The sequence below is a fragment of the Hahella sp. HN01 genome (assembly GCF_018986435.1).
GTDB lineage: Bacteria > Pseudomonadota > Gammaproteobacteria > Pseudomonadales > Oleiphilaceae > Hahella.
This window is the reverse complement of sequence record NZ_JAHMIN010000026.1, coordinates 24,290-45,978: the sequence shown is the minus strand read 5'-3', so window position 1 is coordinate 45,978 and position 21,689 is coordinate 24,290. Positions and strand designations below refer to the sequence as shown.

Here is a 21,689-nt window from a genome sequence, read left to right as displayed (position 1 = left end):
AAAAAATGATAAATTTTCATGAATTTGTCATGCAAGGTTGATATCAGAAGAGGGCTTAACGTCTTCTTTAAGGAATCACTATGCGAACATTTCTCAGTAAGGGCGCATTTACGTTCTGTTTGAGCGCTATTGTCGCCACCGCGTCAGCGCAGGAAGAACTGGTCGGCGCGCTCGCCTATTCGGTAATAAAGAAACTGGATAATGGCGTGGAAGTACGCAATGGCGGATTTGGCTCCGCCATGACGGGACACCCCCTTAAACCCAACCATTTCTATGTCTTGACGGATCGTGGTCCCAATGTGGACTTTGATGGGCCAGAGGGGAAAGGTAAAAAGTTCCCTGTGCCAGGTTACTCGCCACGTATCGCTGAAGTGGAGCGCCTCGGCAATGGCGAGCTGCGAATTGCACGCACGCTGACCCTGCATGCGCCCGGCGGTGAGCCTATTACGGGGCTGCCTAACCCGGAAGGCATGGGGGCGACGGGGGAAACGCCTTATGATTACGCTGGTCGCGTACTGGGTTTCGATCCCTACGGACTTGATCCTGAGGGTATCGCAGCGCTCAAGGATGGGGGCTTTTGGGTGAGCGATGAATATGGCCCCCATATCGTGCATTACTCTTCTGCAGGCTATGAGCTGGAGCGTCTTAATCCGTTCGGAACAGGGACGGGCGGTCGTAAACTGCCGAAAGTGTTCGCCAATCGAAGACCTAATCGCGGCATGGAAGGACTGGCGATTACGCCGGATGAGCAACGTCTTGTAGGCGTCATGCAATCCACGCTGTTCAATCCCTCTAAAAAAGCGGTGAAGAATAAAACCCTGACGCGCATTCTGACGTTGGATATTGCGACAGGTGAGGCCCATCAGTATCTGTATCGTCAGGAAGCGGACAACCTGTCCAACTCGGAAATCGCCGCGATTTCCAAAGATGAGTTTCTGATGGTGGAAAGGGACGGCGGGTTCGCGGGTGAAAAAGCCAAATATAAGCGTTTATATAAAATTGATCTGCGTGGGGCGACGGACGTCAGCGGAGACTTTGATTCGCAGACCGGCATGCAAATCAATGGTAAGGCGTTGGAGGAGCTAAGCTGGGACGAGCTTGCGGCGGCGGGCGTGCAACCCGTGCGCAAGACCCTGGTGGTCGACTTGCTGGCGCAGATGAATTATCCGCACGATAAGCTGGAAGGGTTGTGGATTATGGATGCCAACAAAGTGGCGGTGATCAATGACGATGATTTCGCGGTGGCTGAGCAGAATGGGAATGTAGCGCAAAAAATAATACCAGCTACAGGGCGCGTAGACGCCAACACCCTGTATGTCATTGACCTGGAGAAACCCCTGAACAGCGACTAACTCACAACGCTACGGGCGTACGGCGCAAGCTACGCCCGTCTGCCGAACAAGCCGGCGGGGTCCTGGGTCAGGGTTTCTTCTTCGCGCAGGGCGTACAGGACTTTGACGCCCAATGGCTGCGCCGGCTGGGGCGTGGCCAGAATATTGGAATAATGGAAGAAGGCGGTGTTCTCGAAGTCCAGCGCCATGAATGCATTATTCTGGTATGGGTCGGGAACGCCCAGCAATACCGGCCGCTGATAGCTGACGTAACGCAGGCGCCAGCTGCTGTTGCTTAGATCCAGGCCCCAATAAGTGCGCGGGCGATGCTTCACCACGATTTCACCCAGGGCGATAGCGGTGTCCATCAACATGGAGAAAACAATATGATCGCCGTCCCGTTTGGAATTCAACCATATGTCTTTTCGCGCCAGATGCGGTTCGTAGACTTCCGGCCAGTGTTTATAGGCCCAGGCGTGAAGATCGCGCAAGAAGGCTTCCGGCGAAGCGTTGTGCAGCCCTTCGTCCAGGTCCAGACCGAACTTGCGTAGCAGTTCGCCGTAAATAACCAGACGGTTGGCTTTTTCTGCGATCAGGTAGTTGAGATTGGCGTAGGCTTGCTCAATCGTTAAGGAAAACGGTTCCTGTGAATGCGGGGCCTGATAGGGCGGGTAGTCCTTCAGCAGCCGTTTGAGTTTGGCTTGTCCCCTTCCGAATATTGCTTGCACCAGAGTCGGCATGTCCATCACCTTAAATCCATTTTATTTCCGAGTAGTTTGCTCTGCTTTCCCTTTATCGTAAATAGCCCATGTGGCTGTACTTATCAACTTTGGGCCAATTAATTTTACACGATTAAATTCATTTTCGCCCTGTCTTTGCATGTCAGGGGGATTCGGGTGTTTCCGGTCTCTTCAGGTGATCATCATAACGCTGAAATTGCGGCGCGTCAGCGCTATTTCCGCGTTCCTATGCTAATTAGCTGATATACTGGCGAATCTTCCAAACAAGAACCAAACTAGTTTGAGCAAAACTATTTCCAAAAGGGGAGCATCTGTTCGAAATGCGGGTCTTTAAATTTTTGATCGCACATTCTTTTCAATCTCTACTGCTGGCGCTGACTCTGTGCGCGGGCGCCGCGTCTGCAGCGGAAAAAGTGGAGACATTTCTTCTAGTTACGGAAAACTACCCGCCGTACAACATGAGCATGAACAATAGTGAGTACGAACACTCCGGCGACCAGATATACGGCGTCTCGGCGGATATTGTGAAAATGTTGTTCGAACGCACCAAACTGCCTTACAACATGAAGCTGCGCGCCTGGCATTACGCCTTTGAACACGCCCAGCGCAAGGCCTATCGCGGCGTATTCTCCACCACTCGTACAGAAGAGCGCGAGAGCATGTTCAAATGGGTGGGGCCGCTGGTGGAGGATTCCTGGGTGGCGTTCAGTCGCCCCAATGAGTCCATGAGCATCACCAGCATTGAGGATCTGAAGAAGTACCGGGTGGGCGGATACAAAGGCGATATCGCCAGCGAGTATCTGATTGAGAAAGGCGTGAACGTCAGCCTGATCGATGATGATACGCTGAACCTAAAGCGTCTTTATGGCAAGTACATCGACTTGTGGATCTCCGGCCCTTATTCCGGCCCGTATTATGCGAAACAGGCGGGATATCCCTCTCCGCAGCCGGCCTATGTTTTCAACCAGGCGGAGATGTATCTGGCGTTGAATGTGGATACGCCGCAACAGTACGTTGACTTGCTCAACGAGACGCTGGCGAAGATGCGCAGCGAAGGTAAAATCGACGAAATTATCGCCCGCTATCGTTAACCGCATGGAGGCCAGGGAGGGCTTCCCGTATACCGTTGTTCCTTTCTACTTAGCTTCTTATGAACTTCCTGGCGCACTTCCATTTGGCGGATGTTTCCGCGACATCATTCACCGGTAACTTACTTGGCGATTTCGTAAAGGGCGCGGAGCTGCATTATTTGCCGGCGTCGGTAGCCACAGGAATACGTCTGCACCGGGCTATCGACCTGTATACGGATAATCATGCTTTGGTCAAAGAGGCCATGGCGTTGATTTCTCCCGCCCGGCGCCGTTTCGCTGGAATTATTGTGGATGTGGCGTTTGATCATTACCTGGCTCGGAGCTGGCGAGACTGGCATGCCGATTCACTGGAAGCGTTCGCTGGCGGCGTCTATGCGTCACTTCTGGAAGAATATGAGCTGATGCCGCCAAGGGCGCAACGCACTGTGAGCCATATGACCGAACATGACTGGCTGAACGGCTATGCGCGCCTGCCGAATATCTACCGATCGCTGGACAACATCGCCGCCAGACTGAGCCGGCGCACCACGATGTATGGCGCAGGCGAGGAAGTGGAACTGCACTATCAGGCGCTGGAAGCCTGCTTTATGGGCTTTTACCCTCAGTTGCTGGACTACGTCGAAAACATCGACACCCATTCTCTGTAGCTTCCCAAACGCTTATTTCCCTCAGCTAGAGGCGATTCCGCACCAGCTGTTTTTCATTGTCTATACTTAAACGGTACGGCCCGCAATGGAGAATGCCTATGACAATGAATATTGTTATTGCAGACGACTCGTCACTGTCACGGAGAATGGTGATGAACGCTCTGCCTCCGCAGCTTAGCGATGTGGAAATCACGTTCGCCCGTAATGGTAAAGAAGCGATGGACGCCTATTATGCCGGTAAGGCTGATGTTATGTTTCTGGATTTAACCATGCCGGAAATGGACGGCTACACCGTGCTAAAAAAGCTGAAGGAAGCGGAAGCGAACACAATTGTCTGCGTCATCAGCGCCGATATTCAGCCCGAGGCGCAGCAGAGAGTGCTGGCGTTGGGGGCGGCCTGCTTTATCGGTAAACCCGTCACCACGGAATTGTTGAGAAAGCGTATTCACGATATCGGTTTACTTTAAAGATGTTTACTCGAGACCAGTTAGACGCGCTGCAGGAAATATTCAATATCGCCATGGGGCAGGGCGCTAACAGGCTTGCTCGCCTGATTGAAACCTTTGTTGTCCTGTCCGCGCCGAAGCTCTACTCCCTTAAATCCCAGGCCGATCCGGAACTGAGCAAGCGACTTGGCGATACGCCCATCATCGCCACCCGACAGTCGTTTGTGGGGCCCTTGCGGGGCGAAGTGGTGATATTTTTCGGCATGAACGGCGCCAATGAGCTGGCTGAATTAATGGGATACTCTCAGGACGGCGGCGATGCTCAAAGAATTAAGGAAGAGCTGATTCTCGACGTTACCAATATTCTGGTGGGCGCCTGTATTACTGGCTTGAGCCAGCAGCTGAATTTCACTAAATCGTCATTCTCCACCCCCGGGCTGTTGGTGGAAGGAAAAACCGTGGCGGAAGCTCTCGAAAACCAACGCTTGCCTCAGGATTCAGAAGCGCTGCTGGTGGAAATCCAGTTCAAAATTGAAGCGCACGCCTTTTTCTGTGAATTGCTGATCTGTATTGCGAATGAATCCATCGCCACTGTCGTCACCGCAGTGGATAAGTTGCTCAAAGGCGTTTGACCCATGGCGCGCGTTTGGCGAAAGACGCGCGTAAGTAAAGGACTTGCGGGAAGGAGTGGGGATGTCGTTCGAACAAAAGCTGTTGGAGAATGTGCTGCAGCAAATCAGCATGGGAATCGTCATTCTGGATCAGGACTGCCGGATCTGCTTTTGGAACGAATTCATGCAGATCAACAGCGGCGAAGCGAACGCGATCGACAAAAGCATCTTTGACGTATTTCCCGACCTGCCGCGAAGCTGGTTCAAGAAAAAAATCGACACGGTGTACACCATTCAGAACATGGCGTTCACCGACTGGAAAAAACGCCCCTACGTCTTTCGTTTCCCTACCAGCCGTCCGATGACCGGAGGGCTTGATGTGATGTATCAGAACGCCACTTTCTCCCCGCTGACAGATGAAAAAGGCGAGGTCACCGGCGTCTTGATCATGATCACAGATGTCACTGAGGTAGCGGAGCAAACCCTGCAACTGGAGCAGCTGACCGCCCGTCTGGAGCACGAAAAGCAAGAGCAGAAGAAACTCATCGTCAAGCTGGAAGAGGCGCAGAATCAACTGCTGCAGTCAGAGAAGATGGCGGCCATCGGCCAGTTGGCGGCGGGCGTAGCCCATGAGATCAACAACCCTACCGGCTACGTGTACTCCAACATGGGATCTCTGGGACATATGGTGAATGACCTGCTGGCGGTTATAGAAGTTTATGAACAACAGTTTGAGAAGGTTGGCGACGCAGCGGTTCGGGACGCCGTCAACAAGGCGAAAGAAGAGTATGACTTTGATTATCTGAAAGAGGATCTGGTGACGCTGGTCAATGAATCCAAGGATGGCATTGAGCGAGTCAAACGCATCGTGCAGGATTTGAAAGGCTTTTCGCACGTCGGCGAATCCGACTGGCAGTTGGCGGATCTGCACAATGGCATGGATAGCACGCTCAATGTGGTTTGGAACGAGGTGAAATACAAAGCCGAAGTTCAAAAAGACTATGGCGATATTCCCCGGGTGCAATGCATCGCATCGCAGATCAATCAGGTATTCATGAACCTGATCGTCAATGCGGCGCATGCGATTGAAAAACAGGGCGTCATCAAAATCTCCACCGGTCTGCAGGGCGACATGGTGTTCATTCGAGTCTCTGACTCCGGCTCCGGCATCTCGACCGAGAATCTTAACCGCATCTTCGAACCGTTCTTCACGACCAAACCCGTGGGTAAGGGAACCGGATTAGGACTGTCCGTGTCCTACAGTATTGTGCAGAAACATCACGGGCGTATGGAGGTGACCAGCAAGCCGGGAGAAGGGACGACATTCACGATCTGGCTTCCCGTCACCCAGCCTGAAGAAGAGGCGGGAGAAGAATGAAGAAACATTCATTGAGGCCTCTGGCGGCAAGATGACGCTATGGGTAAATAAGAGGGGATTAGCCCATAATTCTCATCAAGTAGTCTTTTTTGCCTAAGCTGAATATTGACGCTACACTCTATCCCTGTCTAAGGAATAAAAAAGTGGGTTGAAATAACTTTCTTTTGCGACGGCGCAGCGCGCCTACGCTGAACTCCTTACTAAGAAGGCGGCAGGAAGCCGGCTTGGCGAAGACAGCCCGAAACTCGTCTGGCTCGAAGGGCTCCCAGGCGAAGCAGAAACTGCTGCACGAAATGCATCGGATAACCGGTGCGGATGTAGTGAATGTAGGCTTGGTTTTTGTGAGAGCGTAATAGTATGCACCTGATAATAATAATCGCATCTGTATTAGTCGTCGTCATCGCTGGTCCGCACCTGTGGGTCCGCCATGTAAAGAAAAAGTATTCTGCTGATATCGTCGATATGCCAGGTACCGGCGGCGAGTTGGCTTCTCATCTGGTTCAACGCTTCGGACTGGATGACGTCAGAGTGGTTATGGCGCAATCCGGCGGCGACCACTACTCGACGGAAGAAAAAACCATTCGTCTGAGCCCTGAGACATTCCGTGGCAAATCCCTGACCGCCGTCGCTGTCGCCGCCCATGAAGTCGGCCACGCAATCCAATACGCTCGCGGCGAAAACATCACCAAACTGCGCGCGAAATACTCCCCGGCGGCTCAGTCCGCGGAAAAACTGGCTCTCACTATTTTCATGTTTTCCCCCGTCATTCTGGCGGTGCTGCACGTCCCGCAACTGGTGTTGCTGACCATCGCCACCGGCCTGATCGCCTTACTGGCTTCCGTGGCGGCGCAGATGGTCGTATTGCCGCTGGAATGGGACGCCAGCTTTAACAAAGCGCTGCCGATTTTGGTGGACGGCGAATACATCACTCCCCGACAGGAAGCCGCCGTGCGTCGCATACTCAGAGCGGAATCTTTCACCTACGTCGCCAACACCCTGGCGGACATGTTCCGCCTATGGCGCTGGATCGCCATATTGCGTGGGGCGACGCGTTAGGGCATTGGCGCGGCTAGAAATCGCGCCAACTTAATTTCCCTATACTCTTAAGTGATATCTCCACTAGCCAGATACCCACGCGCTATTTCCGCTATCTCATGGGCGCGGTCGCGTCCGTTGATGCAGCGGCGGGCGTTGAGGAAGTCTTTCTTGTTCTCGTTGATGTAGTCCGAGATTTTGTGACCGGTGAAGGCGCCGGTCATGAAGCCGTGAGTTAGCACAAACAGGGCGATTTCCGGCTGCATGGCGAGGTCAGGTTCCTGCACTAGTGGCGCGCCCAGGAGCTGCTGATATTTGCGGTAATTATTCTCCCAGGTGAGTTGCACATAGCCGCGGCCGTAATAGGGGTAAAATAGCGCAGGTTGTGTTTGCGCCATTCCTCGCTTAACCAGAAAGCTTCCTTGACCGGTTCGAAGGTTTGAGCCGTTTCCCATTGCACGGTCGCCAGCACGTAGGCGATTTGTTGCGGCAGACCTATGCCTTGCTTTTTACATTCGTCGCAGATGGCCTGCTTGACCTGAGCCATGCTGGAGAAGTCATAGTGTGCGGACTCGTAGCACTGCGTGGCGCGTCGGATCAATTCCGCCAGGGATTGGGGGCCCACCAGCGTTGGATTGCCTGGAAACACGTCAATTTTGAATTCAGCCCAGGCGCTGCGGGTTTTCGGTCCGTACAGGCCGTCAATGTCGCCCACCGGATAACCCAGGCGATGCAGCGCGATCTGCAATTCACGCAGTTGCTCCGCACTAAGGGTTTCCAATGGCCTTGCAAAGGCGATTTCTGTCAGTTCCTGGAATCTGGAAGTTCGTTCGGCGGCGGGCGCCTCGCGAACGACGGAAGGAATGTTGCGTGTGTCGTGTAAGGTGTCGACCATAATCCCACCCCCGATATAGATGCGTTTTAAGAGCAACCGGAAGTTTCCACCGCGCCTCCCTGGACTGGTCCGGAAAAGACTCGGGATAGATTTAAGCTTGGTCCAAGTTTGACGCAGAGGCAATTCTCTTTCGCTGTAATAGAACGTTACACGCTACCGGTTTTGCAAAATATGCAATTTTACGCAAAAGCGTTGCAAAAATTACGTTGAGAGAAACCTGTGATTTCTCGTGTCCCCCAGATGATATTCATGAATCTCCAGTCCTTCGGCGCGATTACCGTGGTCTCGACATGGCGGCATGATTATTGCCGTTTCCCTGTTGCAGACAGGCGAGCGTAAGGCGACGCCTGCTAATCAACAAGGAGACTGAAAATGAGTGTCAGAGAAGAAGCATTTGTTCGCGATAGAACTGAAAACCCAGATTACACCAACCTGAAAAGAGATCTGGACGCTCTGCGTAAAGATATCGCCAAGCTGTCCGCCGGCGTCTACAACGACACCAAATCTCGCGCAGGAGAAGCCATTGACGCGGTCAGTGAAAAGTCCAACAAAGCGGTGCACGTGGCGGAAGAAAAGATCGGCGAACGTCCGTTTCTGAGTCTGCTGATGAGCTTTGTATTGGGATTGGTGATGGCGAAGGTGCTGGATTCAAGAAAGCACTCCTGATGCGCCAAAGAGCCCCGCTCACGTTTAATGGGCGTAAAGAGGCCGCTGTGGCGGCCTTGTTTTTTCCGGCCCGGAGGAAATGACCATGAAAGAAGCAGTGCGATGGCTATTGTTCTATGTGCTGACGGCAATGGGAATATGGTTGTTGGCGCTGGCGTTGATTCTTGGCGGCCTGGCTCTACAGTTTAAGGCGTTGGTCATGGTGCTGCAGCCCATGCTGGGCGCCGCGGCGGCCTATTCCCTGACAGGGCTGGCCTGCTTTGTTTTACTGGCGACGCCATGCCTGTTGATGTGGATTGGAATGCGCAGAAAAGCGCGACGGCCAGCCCTTGCGGCAAGCGCGGAAGCCCATGACCCTTATGCCAGCGCCGCTGTTTTAGTCAAAAAATACCCTCTGGAGTCGGTGGCGATCGCCTTTGCCGCCGGTTTCTCCGCCAATGATCGGGAGCAGTTGCAGAGCCTGCTGGCTACTGTCGCCAAGAATGCTGGGGAAATTTGATGTTTCCTTGTGCAGACCTGGGTTGAGCGCGTTACAGTTATTATCAGGAGCGGTATGGTCGCTCCCGATATTTACTTTCTCAATTCATCGTCTTGCAGGGGGATAATCATGGACCTCCCGATCAAAAACCGCGTCTCCGCCGGCCGGATGCTGGCGCAAGCGCTTGATGCCTATCGTTCCCGCAACAATCTTCTTATTTTGGCTTTACCCAGAGGCGGCGTTCCGGTCGCCAATGAAATCGCTGTGGCGTTCTCGGCTCCGCTGGATCTGCTATTGGTGCGCAAACTCGGCGCGCCCCGATATCCAGAACTGGCTATGGGGGCAATCGCCAGCGGCGGCGCGATCGTTATGAATGAAGATGTTGTTAACGTTCATCAAATCAGTGAAGAGGAAATCGCCAGCGTCAGGAAGAGAGAAGAGAAGGAGCTGCGCCGACGAGAACAGACCTATCGCGGCGATAAGCCTGCGCCAGAGATTCGAGGCTGCTGTGTGATTGTGGTGGATGACGGAATGGCTACTGGCGCCACGATGAAAGCCGGCGTCGCTGCGTTACGACAAATGCAGCCGGAGGCGATTGTGGCGGCTATCCCTGTCGCGCCCAGCGAAACGGTAACGGAGTTACAGGGGATGGTCGATGAGGTGGTGTGTCTGGCGACGCCGGAGCCCTTTTACGCCATTGGCGGTTGTTACACGGACTTTGGCCAGACCTCAGATAACGAGGTCATTGATATTTTAAAGGCGGCCTGGGCGCAAGAGTCGAAAAGCTCAGACGAGGAGCCTCATACTTTGGAGAAGACAGACTGGTCTGAATACTGTCGGCAATTCAGCCATGAGCATCATGGCTGGTTAGTCTCTTTTCGAGAAGAAACGCCTGCGCCTGTGGAGGCGCGGCGTAACAAGGAAATGAAGTTTCAGAACCTGCCTTTGGAGAGCCTGGATTATGACGCGCGGGACGATGTCTTTCAGCTCAGCGTGCTCGACACCGGCAAACCTCATGAAATCTCCATTTTTTGTCCCAAGCGTCTGGCTGAATCGCCTCATGGCGCCAGTAGCGCATCGCTACAGATTGATACCGACGAAGGCGGCAGTATCCTGCTGGGCTTCAGCGAAACCTACGCGATCGCCAAAGCGCGGGCGTAGCGCCTGGTGCGGCGGCGTTTATATGACGCCGCTGCGCATCAGGATGAGCATTAGCGCCATCGCCGCCATGCCCAGATCTTCCGTTAACGTCACCGTGCTCAGGGGAACGTCCAGTACGGTGCCCATGCAGGGGCAATTGATGTCCAGCCCCTTACGCAAAGCGGAGAGTACGCCGGCTGCCCCAAAGGACAGTACGATAATCGTCAAAGCATAGGTGAGATAAGGCGCAGCGAAGGATAAGTAGGCCAGGCCCAGTCCCAGCTCTATAAAAGGATAAATGTACGCGTAGCCGCGAAACCGTCTGGCCAGCAGGTCGTACATTTCAAAGCCGTTGGCGAAGGAGCCGGGGTGAAACAGCTTGAGCATGGCGAAAATGCACAGGAAGAATCCCATGAAGTAGTGCATCCAGACCATTGCGGTGAAAGGTCCGGGTAAGGACGCCGCTAACGCGGCGAGAGCGGAGACGGCGAGTAAAGCGAATAGGGGGCGATAGTCGGAAAGGTGCGCGCCTCGCTCTTCTTCACGCACCTGAAAGCCGGGTTTGCTGTTCATAGTATCCTCCTTGCGGGTTTGGGCGTCAGCGTTTGTCGCCGTTATCCGTCCAGCGGTTGCTGATACATCCCAGGGTTCTCAAGACAATCAATACGATAATGGTGAGTCCGACCGCCAGCACATACTGCTCCAGTGCGGCTGCGACGCCCAGCGCGCTGGCCATCAGCAATGTCGCTGCGGTGGTGAGTCCGGTGACGCCGTCTTCGCTACGGAAGATAGTGCCGGCGCCGAGAAAACTGATGCCCGTGGCGATGGCGACGATCACCCGGGTCGGATCGGCATTGATGGTGGAAGTGAGGTTGGCGTCGATAGACGACGTCAGCAGGGTCGCCAAATCCGTAAACAGCGCTGCGGTAGCGGCCACCAGCATGTGGGTGCGAAACCCGGCGGGTCGCTTTTTCATTTCCCGCTCAAAGCCGATGGCGCCACCCAGGACAAGGGCGATGCAGACATGCATCAGCACCCACAACTGCCCTTGATATTCGGTAATAAAGCTTTCCATATCTGGAATTAGAAGTTGTAGCCCATACCGACACTATAGACGAATACGCCGTCGCTGAAGCGGTTATCCGCCTCGTCCGCATCTTCAAACAAGAACTGGTATTCCACCTGACCGACCACAAAGGTGTTGTCCGCCACATAATATTTCAGGCCGGCTTCGGGGGCGGCGATGAAGCTCTCATCCACCGATTCGCCGTAAATGTAGCCGAGGTTGGCTCCCAGATAAGGTCTCAGATTGTCGCGGCCCAGATGGTAGTCGTAAAAAACGCGGGTGGAGCCGTTCCAAACGCTCTCTTCTCCTTCGTTATCAGAGACGCTGACCGACTGGCGCACCCCTATTTCTGCGTCTGGAGAAAGATACTGTCCGTAAGCGCCGTCCATGGAGAAGATGTTGCTATCAAAGTCTTTATCGCTGGAGCCCGAGCCGGAAATCGAAAATTCCTGTGTTCCCACATCAGGGGCGGAGTAAGCGGCGACGGGGATGGCGATCAGGCTGATGGCGGTAATTAAGTGTTTCATGGCTACTTTTCCTTTTCGTTTTTAGTGACTCAATGAATGATGTTCATCGCCGCGCTAACAATTTTGCGCGGCTGCCTGATCCTAAAACGCAGAAAGTGTGCCGATTTGCTGAAGCCCTTGGGACGCGTTGGATTAGAGAGAATTAAACGTTTGACGAGTCGCGTGGAATGCGAGTGTCTAGGGGTAATTATTCCAAGAATTTGTAAGGCTTACATGGAGATAGAGCGGACTTCAGGGAATTTATCGCATCAGGAAAACATGACCAGGAAAACGTGAAAGGCAAGGCCCATCGTTTCCTGGTATATGAGGCTTAAAAGAGAGATTAGCGCCACATTAACCTGAGCAAGAGCATAGGCAGAGCGCCGCCAACCCTATAAACGACGCTTACCAACGGAGTAAATGACAACAAATGTCCGCTAATTCATTCATCACTCAACTCCCCGGGCTCTCAAGCAGATAATGCCTGTAGAGCCATACGCACTGCGCCGGCGGCGAGCGTCAGAGCGACGACTCCCGCCAGGTAAAGCAGCACGGCATTGCGAGTCTGACGCCATTTGTTCATCAGTAGCCGTCCTGAGTAGTGGTTTTACCGCTGAACACCCGATAGTTGTAGATGTTGTAAGCGATGATCACTGGCAGGAACAGCACGATTCCCACCAGGGTGAACGTGGTGCTGCGCTCGGGAGCAATAGCCTCCCAGATAGTGAGCTGTCCGGGAATGATGTAAGGAAACATGCCGGCGGCTAATCCAATGAAGGAAAGCCCGAACAACGCCATGGCCAGACCCAGAGGCTTCAAATCATTGCCTTCGCCGCTGCGCAGGGTTTGCCACAGACGGAGACCTGCATAAGCGCTCAACAATGGAACGGGCGCCAACAGAAGTCCGGTGGGCCAGGTCAGCCAGCGTTGGAACACCTGAGGCTGGGCGAGCAGCATCCAGACGCTGACCAGCGCCAGAAAGAACATGACGGCGAACAGGCTGATGATGCCCAGGCGTCTGGCAGACACTTGCAGGCGACCTGATGTCTTGCGCACCAGCCAGCAACTGCCGAGCAGGGCGTATCCGCAAACCAGGGCGATGGCGGTCATCAGCGAGAATGGCGTAAACCAGGCAATTTGCTCGGATGCATGAGGCGTGAGAGTGAATCCCTGCACCAGCGAACCGAGAACAATGCCCTGGCTTAAGGTCGCCAACGTGGACCCGAAGCTGAAACTGAAGTCCCACCAGCCGCGACTGGTATGGGATTTAAAGTAAAACTCAAACGCCACGCCGCGAAATATCAGCGCAATCAGCATCAGGATAATCGGCAGATACAGCTGCGACAGTACTGTTGCGTACGCCTTGGGAAAGCCTGCGAACAGCACCACGCCGCCGAACACCAGCCAGGTTTGATTGCTGTCCCAGAGATGAGACAGGCTCTTCATGGCGATAGCGCGGTCTTCCGCTTTGTTGAGCCAGGGCGACAGGATGCCTACGCCCAGAGAAAAGCCATCCAGCAATACATACATCAGAACGCCGATGGCGATGAGTAACAGGTATATAAGCGCAATGTCCATGGCGATTCTCCTAGTGTGCGGGGTTTAGCGTAGTGGGCAGCTCTTCATCCTGAGCTGCGCCGGAGACGTCAGCAGGACCCTGACGGATCAGCTTACGCATGAAGTACAGATAGACGCCGAACAACAGGGAGTACACTGCTACAAAAAGAATCAGCGTAGACAAGACTTGCGAGGCCGGCAGCGGCGACGTCACATCCACTGTGCGCACCAGCCCCTGCACCAGCCAGGGCTGACGACCCACCTCTACGACATACCAGCCCGCCAGAGTCGCGATGACACCCGCAGGAATCATCAGGCGGGAGAGGTTCAATAGCAGACGGTTGTCGAACAGACGACCTTTGCTGCGCGCCCACACACCCAATACTCCAAGCAGCAGCATCAGCCCGCCCAGCGCCAGCATGATGCGGAAAGAGAAAAACACGACCGCCACAGGCGGCCGGTTTTCCGGCGCCACTTGATCCAGTCCGGCGATTTCGCCGTTGATGTCATGCGTCAGAATCAGACTGGCGGCCTTGGGAATGACAATCTCGAAATCGTTCTTGGCTTCTTTTTGATTGGGCAGAGCGAACAAGCGAAATCCCGCGCCCTGTTCAGTTTCCCATACTGCTTCCATCGCCGCGACTTTTACTGGCTGGTGTTCATGCACATTGAGGCCGTGCATGTCGCCCGCCAGGATCTGCAGCGGCGCCAGAACCAGGATCGCCCACATGGCGATGGAAAAACCGCTTTTGGCGAACTCGGTATGCTGCTTCCGCAACAGGTAAATAGCGTTGACGCCGGCGAACAACAGCGATGCGGACAGGAAACTGGCCAGTAGCATATGAGTCAGGCGATAGGGAAATGAGGGATTGAAAATCACCGCCCACCAATCAGTCGGATGAAATACGCCGTCAACGATTTCATAACCCGCCGGAGTATGGAGCCAGGAGTTGGCCGCCAGAATCCAGAATGCGGATATCATGGTGCCGACGCAGACTACACAGGTCGCGATGAAATGCACTTTCGGGGAAACTTTTTTCCAGCCGAACAGCATGATGCCGAGGAAGCCCGCTTCCAGAAAGAACGCAGTGAGCACTTCATAGGTCAGTAGTGGGCTCAGTACCGGTCCGACGATTTCTGAGAAGCGGCTGAAATTGGTTCCGAATTCATAGGACAGCACGACGCCGGAGACGACGCCCATACCAAACGTAATGGCGAAGGGCTTCTGCCAGAAACGGGCCTGTTGCAGGTAGACCTGACGACCGGTTTTAAGCCAGAGCCCCTCCATCAGGGCCAGATACAGCGACAGCCCGATGGTGATGGTGGGAAAAATGATGTGATAACTAATTGTGAATGCGAACTGGATGCGTGACAGTAACGCGGGATCAGGCATTTTGCTCTCCTCCCTCGAATTGCAGGCGTGCGGTTCTGAGCGCGGTTTTGCGGGAGCGTCGATTGCGCTGCAGCACTGGGGCGAGAGTCATGCCACAAGCCAACAGGATGACAGCGGATACGGAAAGCAGATCGATTAACCAGGCGCTCATACGAATACTCCTATCTCTTATTACTTCAAACGTTCTATGACTTCACAACTTTGACTTCGCCGCGTCGGCTGAGGTGATCGTTTGTCACCCCGAAGGCGGCTGGGTACGAAATTCGCTATGCAGTAATAAGAGCAACATGCGCGCCAATCACAAAACGCGCTGAGACGCCTTGATATGCGGCAAATTTTTCCTAATTTATGGTTCTGGGTGTAAACTTCGTTTACTGTTTTTGGGGAGGCTGGCGTAAACAAAGTTTACGCTTGGGGACATGAATACGATTCAGCTTTTTTCCGTTTCCATGTGGACCACGGTGCTGTCCGCCGGGGGCGTTTCACTATGGTTATGGTCGCGACGGCGGCAAGAGCCTGCGCTAAGGGCATTGTCCGGGTTTTGTCTGTCGATGGCAATCTGGTGTTTTGGCCATATTCTGGTGCTGGAAGATCATCAGGGGATAGGAACGCTGATCCTGTTGGGCAACCCATTGATGCCTACTGCTTTCCTGCACTTCGTTCTGTTGTGGCTGGGTGATCCGCTGGAGCTGCCGCAGCAATTGCGAAGGCTGGCTCCGCTCTTCTACTTCACCGCTGTTGCGGTTGTGCTGGCCAGTTGGTTGACAGGGGGCGGTTATATCGCTCCCTGGATGCAGTTCGATGGATTTTTTCATCTGGCCTTCACGGGGTGGCTGAATCTTGCATATACCGTAGCGATTGGCGTAATCGGGCACTTACTGCTGTTAATGGCGTTTCAGCGCAGCAAGGGCAACTTGAGACGTTCCATTACCGCCATGTTCATTACCGGCGGCTGGGGATTCACCCTTTCTACCAGCTTTATCTTTCCCTCCCTGGATATCAACCTGTTCCCCTACGCCATGCTGGCCCTGCCCAGCTACGCCGTGCTGGTGGTATACAGCGTAGTGCGTTATCGCCTGGTGGAGGTGAACCGTTGGGTGAATCAGGCGGTGATCTGGCTGGCCTTGCTCGCCACCAGCATGCTGGCCATGTCGTTGATCTTGGCGCTACTGGCGCCGTTGGGGCTGGCTGAGCTGGCGCAGGCGCCGTTGAGTCAGCTGGTGGTGTACTCCGGCATTTTGCTGGCATTCGCCTGGCTGGCGTATGGGCCCGCCAAAGAATTCGCCGATCGTCTGGTGTATCCGGGCGCGGTGCTGGATAAGTCCACGCTGGACCAGTGGGTTACCCGTCTTAATGCTGTGAGAGGATGGGGGGAGTTGCGTCAGACTGCCGAACAGCTCTGGCTGAAAAAGAGCGGAGTGACCGCCAGCGTGAATATTGACGGTCGCTTCGACTCCCCGTCAGGCCCGGTGTTTGTGTGCGAGAAGCGCGATCAGTGGGATTGTCGTTTGCAAGGCTGGGAGGACATTGCTCCATCGCACCAGCGTCTGGCGGAATTTATGGCGAAACTGTTGCCGTCCGCCTGCGCTACGCTGGAGCGTTCGCTGTTGCTGGCGGAGGCGGAGCGCAAACGCCTGGAGCAGCAGCATCTGGTGGAGCTGGGCGGCCTGACGGCGGCGATTGCCCACGAACTCCGCAATCCTCTTAATATCATCACCATGGCGGCGGCGCAGACCGACCCACGTATCCGCGAGCATATTTCCAAACAAGTAGAGCGGGCGGAGCTCTTGATCAAGGACGTGCTTACCTACGCCGGACAGATTCGCCTGGACCTCAAGCCAACCAATTTATGCGCGTTAACGGCCGCCACAGTAGCGCAAATTCGGCAATTGCATGAGGTGGAGATAGAGCTGGAGTCCCCCGACGAAGTCTGGTTATCCGTTGACCCACAACGTCTGCAGCAAGTGTTGATCAACCTGCTGGATAACGCCGCCGCCTTTGTCAGGCAGACGCCTCAAGGCAAAATTTTGGTGGCGCTTGCACAGGATGAGCGTGGGGCTCTGATTGCGATTCACAACAATGGGCCGGCGGTGCCTGACGCGATGAAGCCGCGCCTGTTTCAGGCCTTTGTCAGCAAGCGAGCCGGCGGTAGCGGGCTGGGACTGGCGATCGTCCGGCGTATTGTCGACGCCCATGGCGGCGATGTCTGGCATAGCGATGAGGAGGGATGGCCGGTGAGTTTTATGATCCATCTTCCCCTTGAACATGATGAGAAGGAAACAGCATGAGCGCAGCGAAAATTTTGATAGTGGATGACGAAAGCGCCTTTTGCGAGCTGTGCGCATTATGGCTTGAGCAAGCGGGATACAAGGTCAGCAGTTGCGGCGACGCAGAGTCCGCGCGGCGTCTGTTCAATGAGCAGGATTTTGATCTGGTGTTGCAGGATCTGGCGTTGCCGCCGACTTTTTTGCCGGAAGAGGGACTGCAACTGATCGCCCTGTACGCGGATACCCCGGTGGTGGTGTTGACCGGGCATGATGAAAAGGAGCTGGCGATTAAAGCGATGCAGGCGGGCGCCTGGGACTTTATCGGTAAGCCTGTCGACCCGGATATGCTGCGGGTGGTGGTGCAACGGGCTATTGAGCGGCGACGTCTGGCGAAGGAAGTGGAGCGTCTGCGGCGGGTGGTGGGGCGTCCAACGGAGTCCGATGACTTGGGTCTGATCGGCGCCAGCGCCAGCATGGATTCTCTGCGCGAATTGATCCGGCGTATTGCGCCCACTGACGTGCCTGTCCTGATCCAGGGCCCCAGCGGCACAGGTAAAGAAGTGATCGCTCAGGCGCTGCATCGTCTCAGTCAGCGCGCGGCGGAAGCTTTTATTTCCGTTCACTGCGGCGCGATTCCAGGTGAACTGTTGGAAAGCGAGTTGTTCGGCTATAAAAAAGGCGCGTTCACCGGCGCGGATAAAGACCGTAAAGGACTGTTGTTCCTGGCGGATAAAGGCACTCTGTTTCTCGACGAAATAGGGGAGATGCCTCTGCCCATGCAGGTGAAGCTGCTGCGGGTGCTGCAGGAGGGATGTTATTACCCGGTTGGCAGTCGGGAAGTGGAGCATATTGATGTGCGTCTGGTCAGCGCCACTAACCGCAACCTGCCCAAAGCGGTTCAGGAAGGCGGCTTCCGTGACGATCTGTACTATCGCATCAAGGGCCTCACGCTGATGACGCCGCCATTGCAGGAACGACGCTCCGACATTCCGCTGCTGGTGCGACACTTTCTGCAGGGAATGGCGCGTAAGAGCGGGCGCGAATTACAAGTGGATGGAGAAACCATGCGCTGGTTCTGCGCGCAACCCTGGCCTGGCGCCGTTCGGGAACTGAAGAACACTTTGGAAAGCGCCGCCGCTATCTGCATGGGAGACGTGTTGACTATGCAAGAGGTCAACCTGATCAGCGGAACCGCCTCCGCACCGGTCGCGCAGATAAAAGGCGACACGCTGGATGAACAAGTCAGCTCACTGGAGATCCACCTGATCCAGCAGGCCCTGAGCGAACAACAAGGCAACAAAACCCGGGCCGCTGCGCAATTAGGGCTTACAAGACAGGGGTTGCTGAAGAAAATGGCGCGATATGGCGTGGGGGGATGAGCGCTGGACGTTGCGGAGGCGACGTCCAGCTCAAAGGCTTAACGGTACTTACGGTCTCTGTCTTTCAGACTGACTTTGGTTCCGAAGAAGTAATTGAAGCCCACAGAAAAGGTGTCATCTTTTCTACCATCGGCGTAGGAAAAACTGACGCTTGCTGCATTCTGAAACAACTCTGGCTGGTATTCGACGGTAATACCGTAGTTGTCTTTTGAATCCATGGCGGAAGCATCAAGCGATGTACGTACGTTTTCAGTTGCGTACCACGCTGCGCTAAGTGCAAGCCCATTGAAGCGCTCATCCGCTTCCTTAGCCTCTGAAACATAGCGAATTGCGGATAAGGTAAAGTCGCCAAGGTAGTATTGCCCAAATATACGATAATGATCCGATTCCGAGTCATCATCGACGTATGGGCTAAGCCAGCTAGGTAAGTCGAATGACGTTTTGCTGTAACTGTAGCCCAAGCCGATTTTGCCTATATTGAAATCTCGCAGAAATAAATTTCCGCCGAGACCATGGCTGTCGGAATCAATTTGGTCGTCTTTACCGTCCTGATGACTGGCGTTTGCGTTGAGGTTAGCGCCCACAAAACTATATACCGGTAGAGTGACGCTACCCCCTACTGAATAATTTTCAGAGTCTCGAGATTGGGAGTAATTGATGCCTGCTTCGAAGTTGGTGTTAGCGACGCCGCCTTCAGCAGCAAAAGTGCAAACAGGAAAAATAGCTAGAGAAATGAACTTGAATACTGCGTTCACTAAGTTAGTCCTTGTGAATAGTCAAACTGAAAAAAAGGGCGGGCATAATACCCTGCAAATGATGTAAGTGGAACACTTGTACCGCTGTCAGCGCTGTTTTAAATGAAAGGATAGTATTAGCTTTTTTGTGAAGTATTCTATGGGGCGTCAAGACAAGCCAAACTTTAAGCAACACGCAAAAAAGAGCCGGCAGTCAAACTGCGACGCCGGCGAGAGTGGAATAAACTTTTGTTGCAGGACTTGTTGGAAATTCCGCTTCCGCCTGGGTAAGTGGAAGCGGGCGCCACAAGATTAGTCGGTGATTTCCTTCCATTTCAGGCACGAGACCTGATGGTCCGCGCCGGTATGTTCAAGCACCGGGATCTTCTCCGCGCAGCGGCTTTCTGCGTAGTTGCAGCGCGTGCGAAAGACGCAGCCGCTGGGCGGGTTGATCGGGGAGGGCAGGTCGCCCTTCAAAACGATCTGTTCTTTCTGGCGCTCGATATCCGGGTCCGGAATCGGCACCGCGGAAATCAGAGCCTTGGTGTAAGGGTGCTTGGGCTCCCGATAGATCGACTCTTTGTCCGCAAGCTCCATCACCTTGCCCAGATACAACACCATCACCCGATGGCTCACGTGGCGAACCACCGACAGGTCGTGGCTGATAAACAGCAGCGACATGCCGAATTCTTTTTGCAGTTCCGTCAGCAGGTTGATGATCTGCGCCTGGATGGAGACGTCCAGCGCCGAAACCGGCTCATCGCAGACAATCAGCTTGGGCTGCAGAATCATCGCCCGGGCAATGCCGATACGCTGACATTGGCCGCCGGAAAACTCGTGCGGATAGCGGTTGATCATCTGCGGCAGCAGACCCACTTTGTCCATCATGGCTTTGACTTTGTCGCGACGCTGCTGCTTGCTGAGTTCTGGATAGAACGTCATCAGCGGCTCAGCGATGATATCGCCGATAGTGCGGCGCGGGTTAAGGCTGGCCAGTGGGTCCTGGAAGATAATCTGCATGGACTTGCGGTGAGGACGCATGGTTTTACTGTCCAGTCCCGCGATGTCCTGTCCCAGCCAGACGACCTTGCCGTCTGTTGGCGAAATTAACTGCAATACGGCCCGCCCCAGTGTGGACTTGCCGCAGCCGGATTCGCCCACAATGCCCAGTGTTTCCCCTTCGCGCACTTCAAAGGAGACGCCGTCGACGGCTTTTACAAAGCGGTCGTTTTTCTTGAAAAAGCCGTCACTGCCGAGAGGGAAGTGCACTTTCAGATCGTTGACGGTCAGTATGGTCTTGCCTGTGGGAATGGCGCTATTTCCCGCGCTTTGTTCAATTGCGTTGGCTTGGGTCATGAATGAGTCTCCAGAAGGCAGGCGCTCAAGCGATTCTCGCCGACTTTACGCAACGGCGGATCATCCAGCTTGCAGCGGTCTTGGGCGTACGGACAGCGGGGATGAAAAGAACATCCCTGAGGCAGGTTCTGCAGGTTGGGCGGCTGCCCGGGAATCGCCTGCAGAGAGCTGTGTCCGGCGCCGTCCAGACGCGGCATGGAGGCCAGCAGTCCCATGGTGTACGGGTGCTTGGGATTGTAGAAAATCTCCCGTACGGTGCCTGACTCCACAATCCGACCGCCATACATCACCAGCACGCGATCGCAAAGCCCCGCCACGACGCCCAGATCGTGCGTGATCATGATGATCGCGGTATTCATTTCTCGCTTCAGCTCCGCCATGAGCTTGAGAATCTGCGCCTGAATGGTCACGTCCAAAGCTGTGGTGGGCTCGTCGGCGATCAGCAGGTCCGGCTGACACAGCAGGGCCATGGCGATCATCACACGCTGACGCATGCCGCCGGAGAACTCATGGGGATACATATCGAAGCGCTTGGCGGGTTCGGGAATACCGACTTTGCTGAGCATCTCAATACAACGGGCGCGCGCTTCCTGCATTGAGACGCCAGTGTGCTCCACCAGTACTTCCGTCAATTGTTTGGAAACTTTCAGGAATGGGTTCAGCGATGTCATTGGGTCCTGAAAAATCAGTGACATATCGCTGCCGCGCACTTTGTTCAGCTTTTCTTTCGACAGGCCGAGAATTTCCTCTCCCTTGAAAAGCACGCTGCCGGTGGACTTACCATTATCCGCCAGCAGTCCCATGATTGACATGAACACCTGGGTTTTGCCGGAACCGGATTCTCCCACGATGCCCAGACTTTCCCCGGGAAACAACTGAAAGCTCACGTCGTTAACCGCATTCACCTTCCCATCCGGGGTGTTGAACTTGGTTTCCAGGTGGCTTACTTCCAATAAGGGTTGCATGATGAAAA

At 54.5% G+C, this 21,689-nt stretch carries 24 protein-coding genes; 12 read left to right on the top strand and 12 right to left on the bottom strand.

Annotated features, from left to right (window positions below):
• The first annotated feature begins 80 nt into the window (after positions 1 to 80).
• The gene (locus tag KP814_RS22115; protein WP_216738814.1) at positions 81 to 1,352 is read left to right on the top strand and encodes an esterase-like activity of phytase family protein; all 1,272 of its coding nucleotides are present in this window, start codon (positions 81 to 83) and stop codon (positions 1,350 to 1,352) included.
• A gap of 29 nt (positions 1,353 to 1,381) precedes the next feature.
• On the opposite strand, the gene KP814_RS22110 is transcribed toward KP814_RS22115, so the two are convergent.
• The gene (locus KP814_RS22110; RefSeq protein WP_127968251.1) at positions 1,382 to 2,071 is read right to left on the bottom strand and encodes a hypothetical protein; all 690 of its coding nucleotides are present in this window, start codon (positions 2,069 to 2,071) and stop codon (positions 1,382 to 1,384) included.
• 338 nt (positions 2,072 to 2,409) lie between these two features.
• On the opposite strand from KP814_RS22110, the gene KP814_RS22105 reads away from it, so the two are divergent.
• The 6 genes from KP814_RS22105 (at position 2,410) to KP814_RS22080 (ending at position 7,300) form a co-directional block, all read left to right on the top strand.
• Positions 2,410 to 3,162: an ABC transporter substrate-binding protein gene (locus tag KP814_RS22105; protein WP_253938553.1), complete on the top strand. Its 753-nt coding sequence runs from the start codon at positions 2,410 to 2,412 to the stop codon at positions 3,160 to 3,162.
• Positions 3,163 to 3,221: 59 nt separating this feature from the next.
• A complete protein-coding gene (locus tag KP814_RS22100) occupies positions 3,222 to 3,809 on the top strand; it encodes an ACP phosphodiesterase (RefSeq protein WP_216738812.1) in 588 nt (195 codons plus the stop codon).
• Positions 3,810 to 3,907: 98 nt separating this feature from the next.
• Positions 3,908 to 4,276, top strand: coding sequence for a response regulator (locus tag KP814_RS22095; protein ID WP_127968254.1), 369 nt, complete (start codon positions 3,908 to 3,910; stop codon positions 4,274 to 4,276).
• 2 nt (positions 4,277 to 4,278) lie between these two features.
• Complete coding sequence (locus KP814_RS22090; protein WP_216738811.1) at positions 4,279 to 4,887, top strand: chemotaxis protein CheC; 609 nt, start codon at positions 4,279 to 4,281, stop codon at positions 4,885 to 4,887.
• A 61-nt stretch (positions 4,888 to 4,948) separates the two neighbouring features.
• Positions 4,949 to 6,244: an ATP-binding protein gene (locus KP814_RS22085; protein ID WP_216738810.1), complete on the top strand. Its 1,296-nt coding sequence runs from the start codon at positions 4,949 to 4,951 to the stop codon at positions 6,242 to 6,244.
• Positions 6,245 to 6,601: 357 nt separating this feature from the next.
• Positions 6,602 to 7,300, top strand: coding sequence for a zinc metallopeptidase (locus tag KP814_RS22080; RefSeq protein WP_216738809.1), 699 nt, complete (start codon positions 6,602 to 6,604; stop codon positions 7,298 to 7,300).
• 47 nt (positions 7,301 to 7,347) lie between these two features.
• Here the strand turns inward: KP814_RS22080 and KP814_RS22075 are convergent, their stop codons facing one another.
• Together KP814_RS22075 and KP814_RS22070 are read right to left on the bottom strand one after the other, a co-directional pair.
• On the bottom strand, positions 7,348 to 7,677 hold the full coding sequence (locus KP814_RS22075) for a glycoside hydrolase family 19 protein (protein WP_371824076.1): 330 nt from the start codon (positions 7,675 to 7,677) through the stop codon (positions 7,348 to 7,350).
• The gene (locus tag KP814_RS22070) at positions 7,566 to 8,174 is read right to left on the bottom strand and encodes a peptidoglycan-binding protein (protein WP_216738807.1); all 609 of its coding nucleotides are present in this window, start codon (positions 8,172 to 8,174) and stop codon (positions 7,566 to 7,568) included. The genes KP814_RS22075 and KP814_RS22070 overlap by 112 nt, the downstream gene beginning before the upstream one ends.
• A 372-nt stretch (positions 8,175 to 8,546) precedes the next feature.
• Here KP814_RS22070 and KP814_RS22065 point away from each other — a divergent pair, with 372 nt between their 5' ends.
• The 3 genes from KP814_RS22065 (at position 8,547) to KP814_RS22055 (ending at position 10,479) form a co-directional block, all read left to right on the top strand.
• A complete protein-coding gene (locus KP814_RS22065; RefSeq protein WP_127968264.1) occupies positions 8,547 to 8,840 on the top strand; it encodes a hypothetical protein in 294 nt (97 codons plus the stop codon).
• An 85-nt stretch (positions 8,841 to 8,925) separates the two neighbouring features.
• Positions 8,926 to 9,339, top strand: a complete 414-nt coding sequence (locus tag KP814_RS22060; RefSeq protein ID WP_216738806.1) for a hypothetical protein — start codon at positions 8,926 to 8,928, stop codon at positions 9,337 to 9,339.
• 108 nt (positions 9,340 to 9,447) lie between these two features.
• Complete coding sequence (locus KP814_RS22055; protein WP_253938552.1) at positions 9,448 to 10,479, top strand: phosphoribosyltransferase family protein; 1,032 nt, start codon at positions 9,448 to 9,450, stop codon at positions 10,477 to 10,479.
• An 18-nt stretch (positions 10,480 to 10,497) separates the two neighbouring features.
• Here the strand turns inward: KP814_RS22055 and KP814_RS22050 are convergent, their stop codons facing one another.
• The 6 genes from KP814_RS22050 to KP814_RS22025 form a co-directional block, all read right to left on the bottom strand.
• Positions 10,498 to 11,031 carry a MauE/DoxX family redox-associated membrane protein gene (locus KP814_RS22050; protein WP_216738804.1) on the bottom strand — a complete coding sequence of 178 codons (534 nt, stop codon included), beginning with the start codon at positions 11,029 to 11,031 and terminating at the stop codon, positions 10,498 to 10,500.
• A 25-nt stretch (positions 11,032 to 11,056) separates the two neighbouring features.
• Positions 11,057 to 11,533: an MgtC/SapB family protein gene (locus KP814_RS22045; protein ID WP_216738803.1), complete on the bottom strand. Its 477-nt coding sequence runs from the start codon at positions 11,531 to 11,533 to the stop codon at positions 11,057 to 11,059.
• Between the two features lie 8 nt (positions 11,534 to 11,541).
• Positions 11,542 to 12,051: a hypothetical protein gene (locus tag KP814_RS22040; RefSeq protein ID WP_216738802.1), complete on the bottom strand. Its 510-nt coding sequence runs from the start codon at positions 12,049 to 12,051 to the stop codon at positions 11,542 to 11,544.
• 561 nt (positions 12,052 to 12,612) lie between these two features.
• Positions 12,613 to 13,608, bottom strand: a complete 996-nt coding sequence (locus KP814_RS22035) for a cytochrome d ubiquinol oxidase subunit II (protein ID WP_216738801.1) — start codon at positions 13,606 to 13,608, stop codon at positions 12,613 to 12,615.
• Positions 13,609 to 13,618: 10 nt separating this feature from the next.
• Positions 13,619 to 14,980: a cytochrome ubiquinol oxidase subunit I gene (locus KP814_RS22030; RefSeq protein WP_216738800.1), complete on the bottom strand. Its 1,362-nt coding sequence runs from the start codon at positions 14,978 to 14,980 to the stop codon at positions 13,619 to 13,621.
• On the bottom strand, positions 14,973 to 15,131 hold the full coding sequence (locus KP814_RS22025; protein ID WP_164887189.1) for a hypothetical protein: 159 nt from the start codon (positions 15,129 to 15,131) through the stop codon (positions 14,973 to 14,975). Before KP814_RS22025 ends, KP814_RS22030 begins: the two co-directional genes overlap by 8 nt.
• Positions 15,132 to 15,399: 268 nt before the next feature.
• Here KP814_RS22025 and KP814_RS22020 point away from each other — a divergent pair, with 268 nt between their 5' ends.
• Together KP814_RS22020 and KP814_RS22015 are read left to right on the top strand one after the other, a co-directional pair.
• Positions 15,400 to 17,268: an ATP-binding protein gene (locus KP814_RS22020; protein WP_216738799.1), complete on the top strand. Its 1,869-nt coding sequence runs from the start codon at positions 15,400 to 15,402 to the stop codon at positions 17,266 to 17,268.
• Entirely contained in the window at positions 17,265 to 18,626 is a 1,362-nt protein-coding gene (locus tag KP814_RS22015; protein WP_216738798.1) for a sigma-54 dependent transcriptional regulator, read from the top strand. The genes KP814_RS22020 and KP814_RS22015 overlap by 4 nt, the downstream gene beginning before the upstream one ends.
• Before the next feature lie 38 nt (positions 18,627 to 18,664).
• On the opposite strand, the gene KP814_RS22010 is transcribed toward KP814_RS22015, so the two are convergent.
• The 3 genes from KP814_RS22010 to KP814_RS22000 all read right to left on the bottom strand — a co-directional run bounded on the left by KP814_RS22010 (position 18,665) and on the right by KP814_RS22000 (position 21,681).
• Entirely contained in the window at positions 18,665 to 19,381 is a 717-nt protein-coding gene (locus KP814_RS22010) for a hypothetical protein (protein ID WP_216738797.1), read from the bottom strand.
• Positions 19,382 to 19,672: 291 nt separating this feature from the next.
• The gene (locus KP814_RS22005; RefSeq protein ID WP_216738796.1) at positions 19,673 to 20,716 is read right to left on the bottom strand and encodes an ABC transporter ATP-binding protein; all 1,044 of its coding nucleotides are present in this window, start codon (positions 20,714 to 20,716) and stop codon (positions 19,673 to 19,675) included.
• The gene (locus KP814_RS22000; RefSeq protein WP_216738795.1) at positions 20,713 to 21,681 is read right to left on the bottom strand and encodes an ABC transporter ATP-binding protein; all 969 of its coding nucleotides are present in this window, start codon (positions 21,679 to 21,681) and stop codon (positions 20,713 to 20,715) included. Before KP814_RS22000 ends, KP814_RS22005 begins: the two co-directional genes overlap by 4 nt.
• Between the last annotated feature and the right edge of the window lie 8 nt (positions 21,682 to 21,689).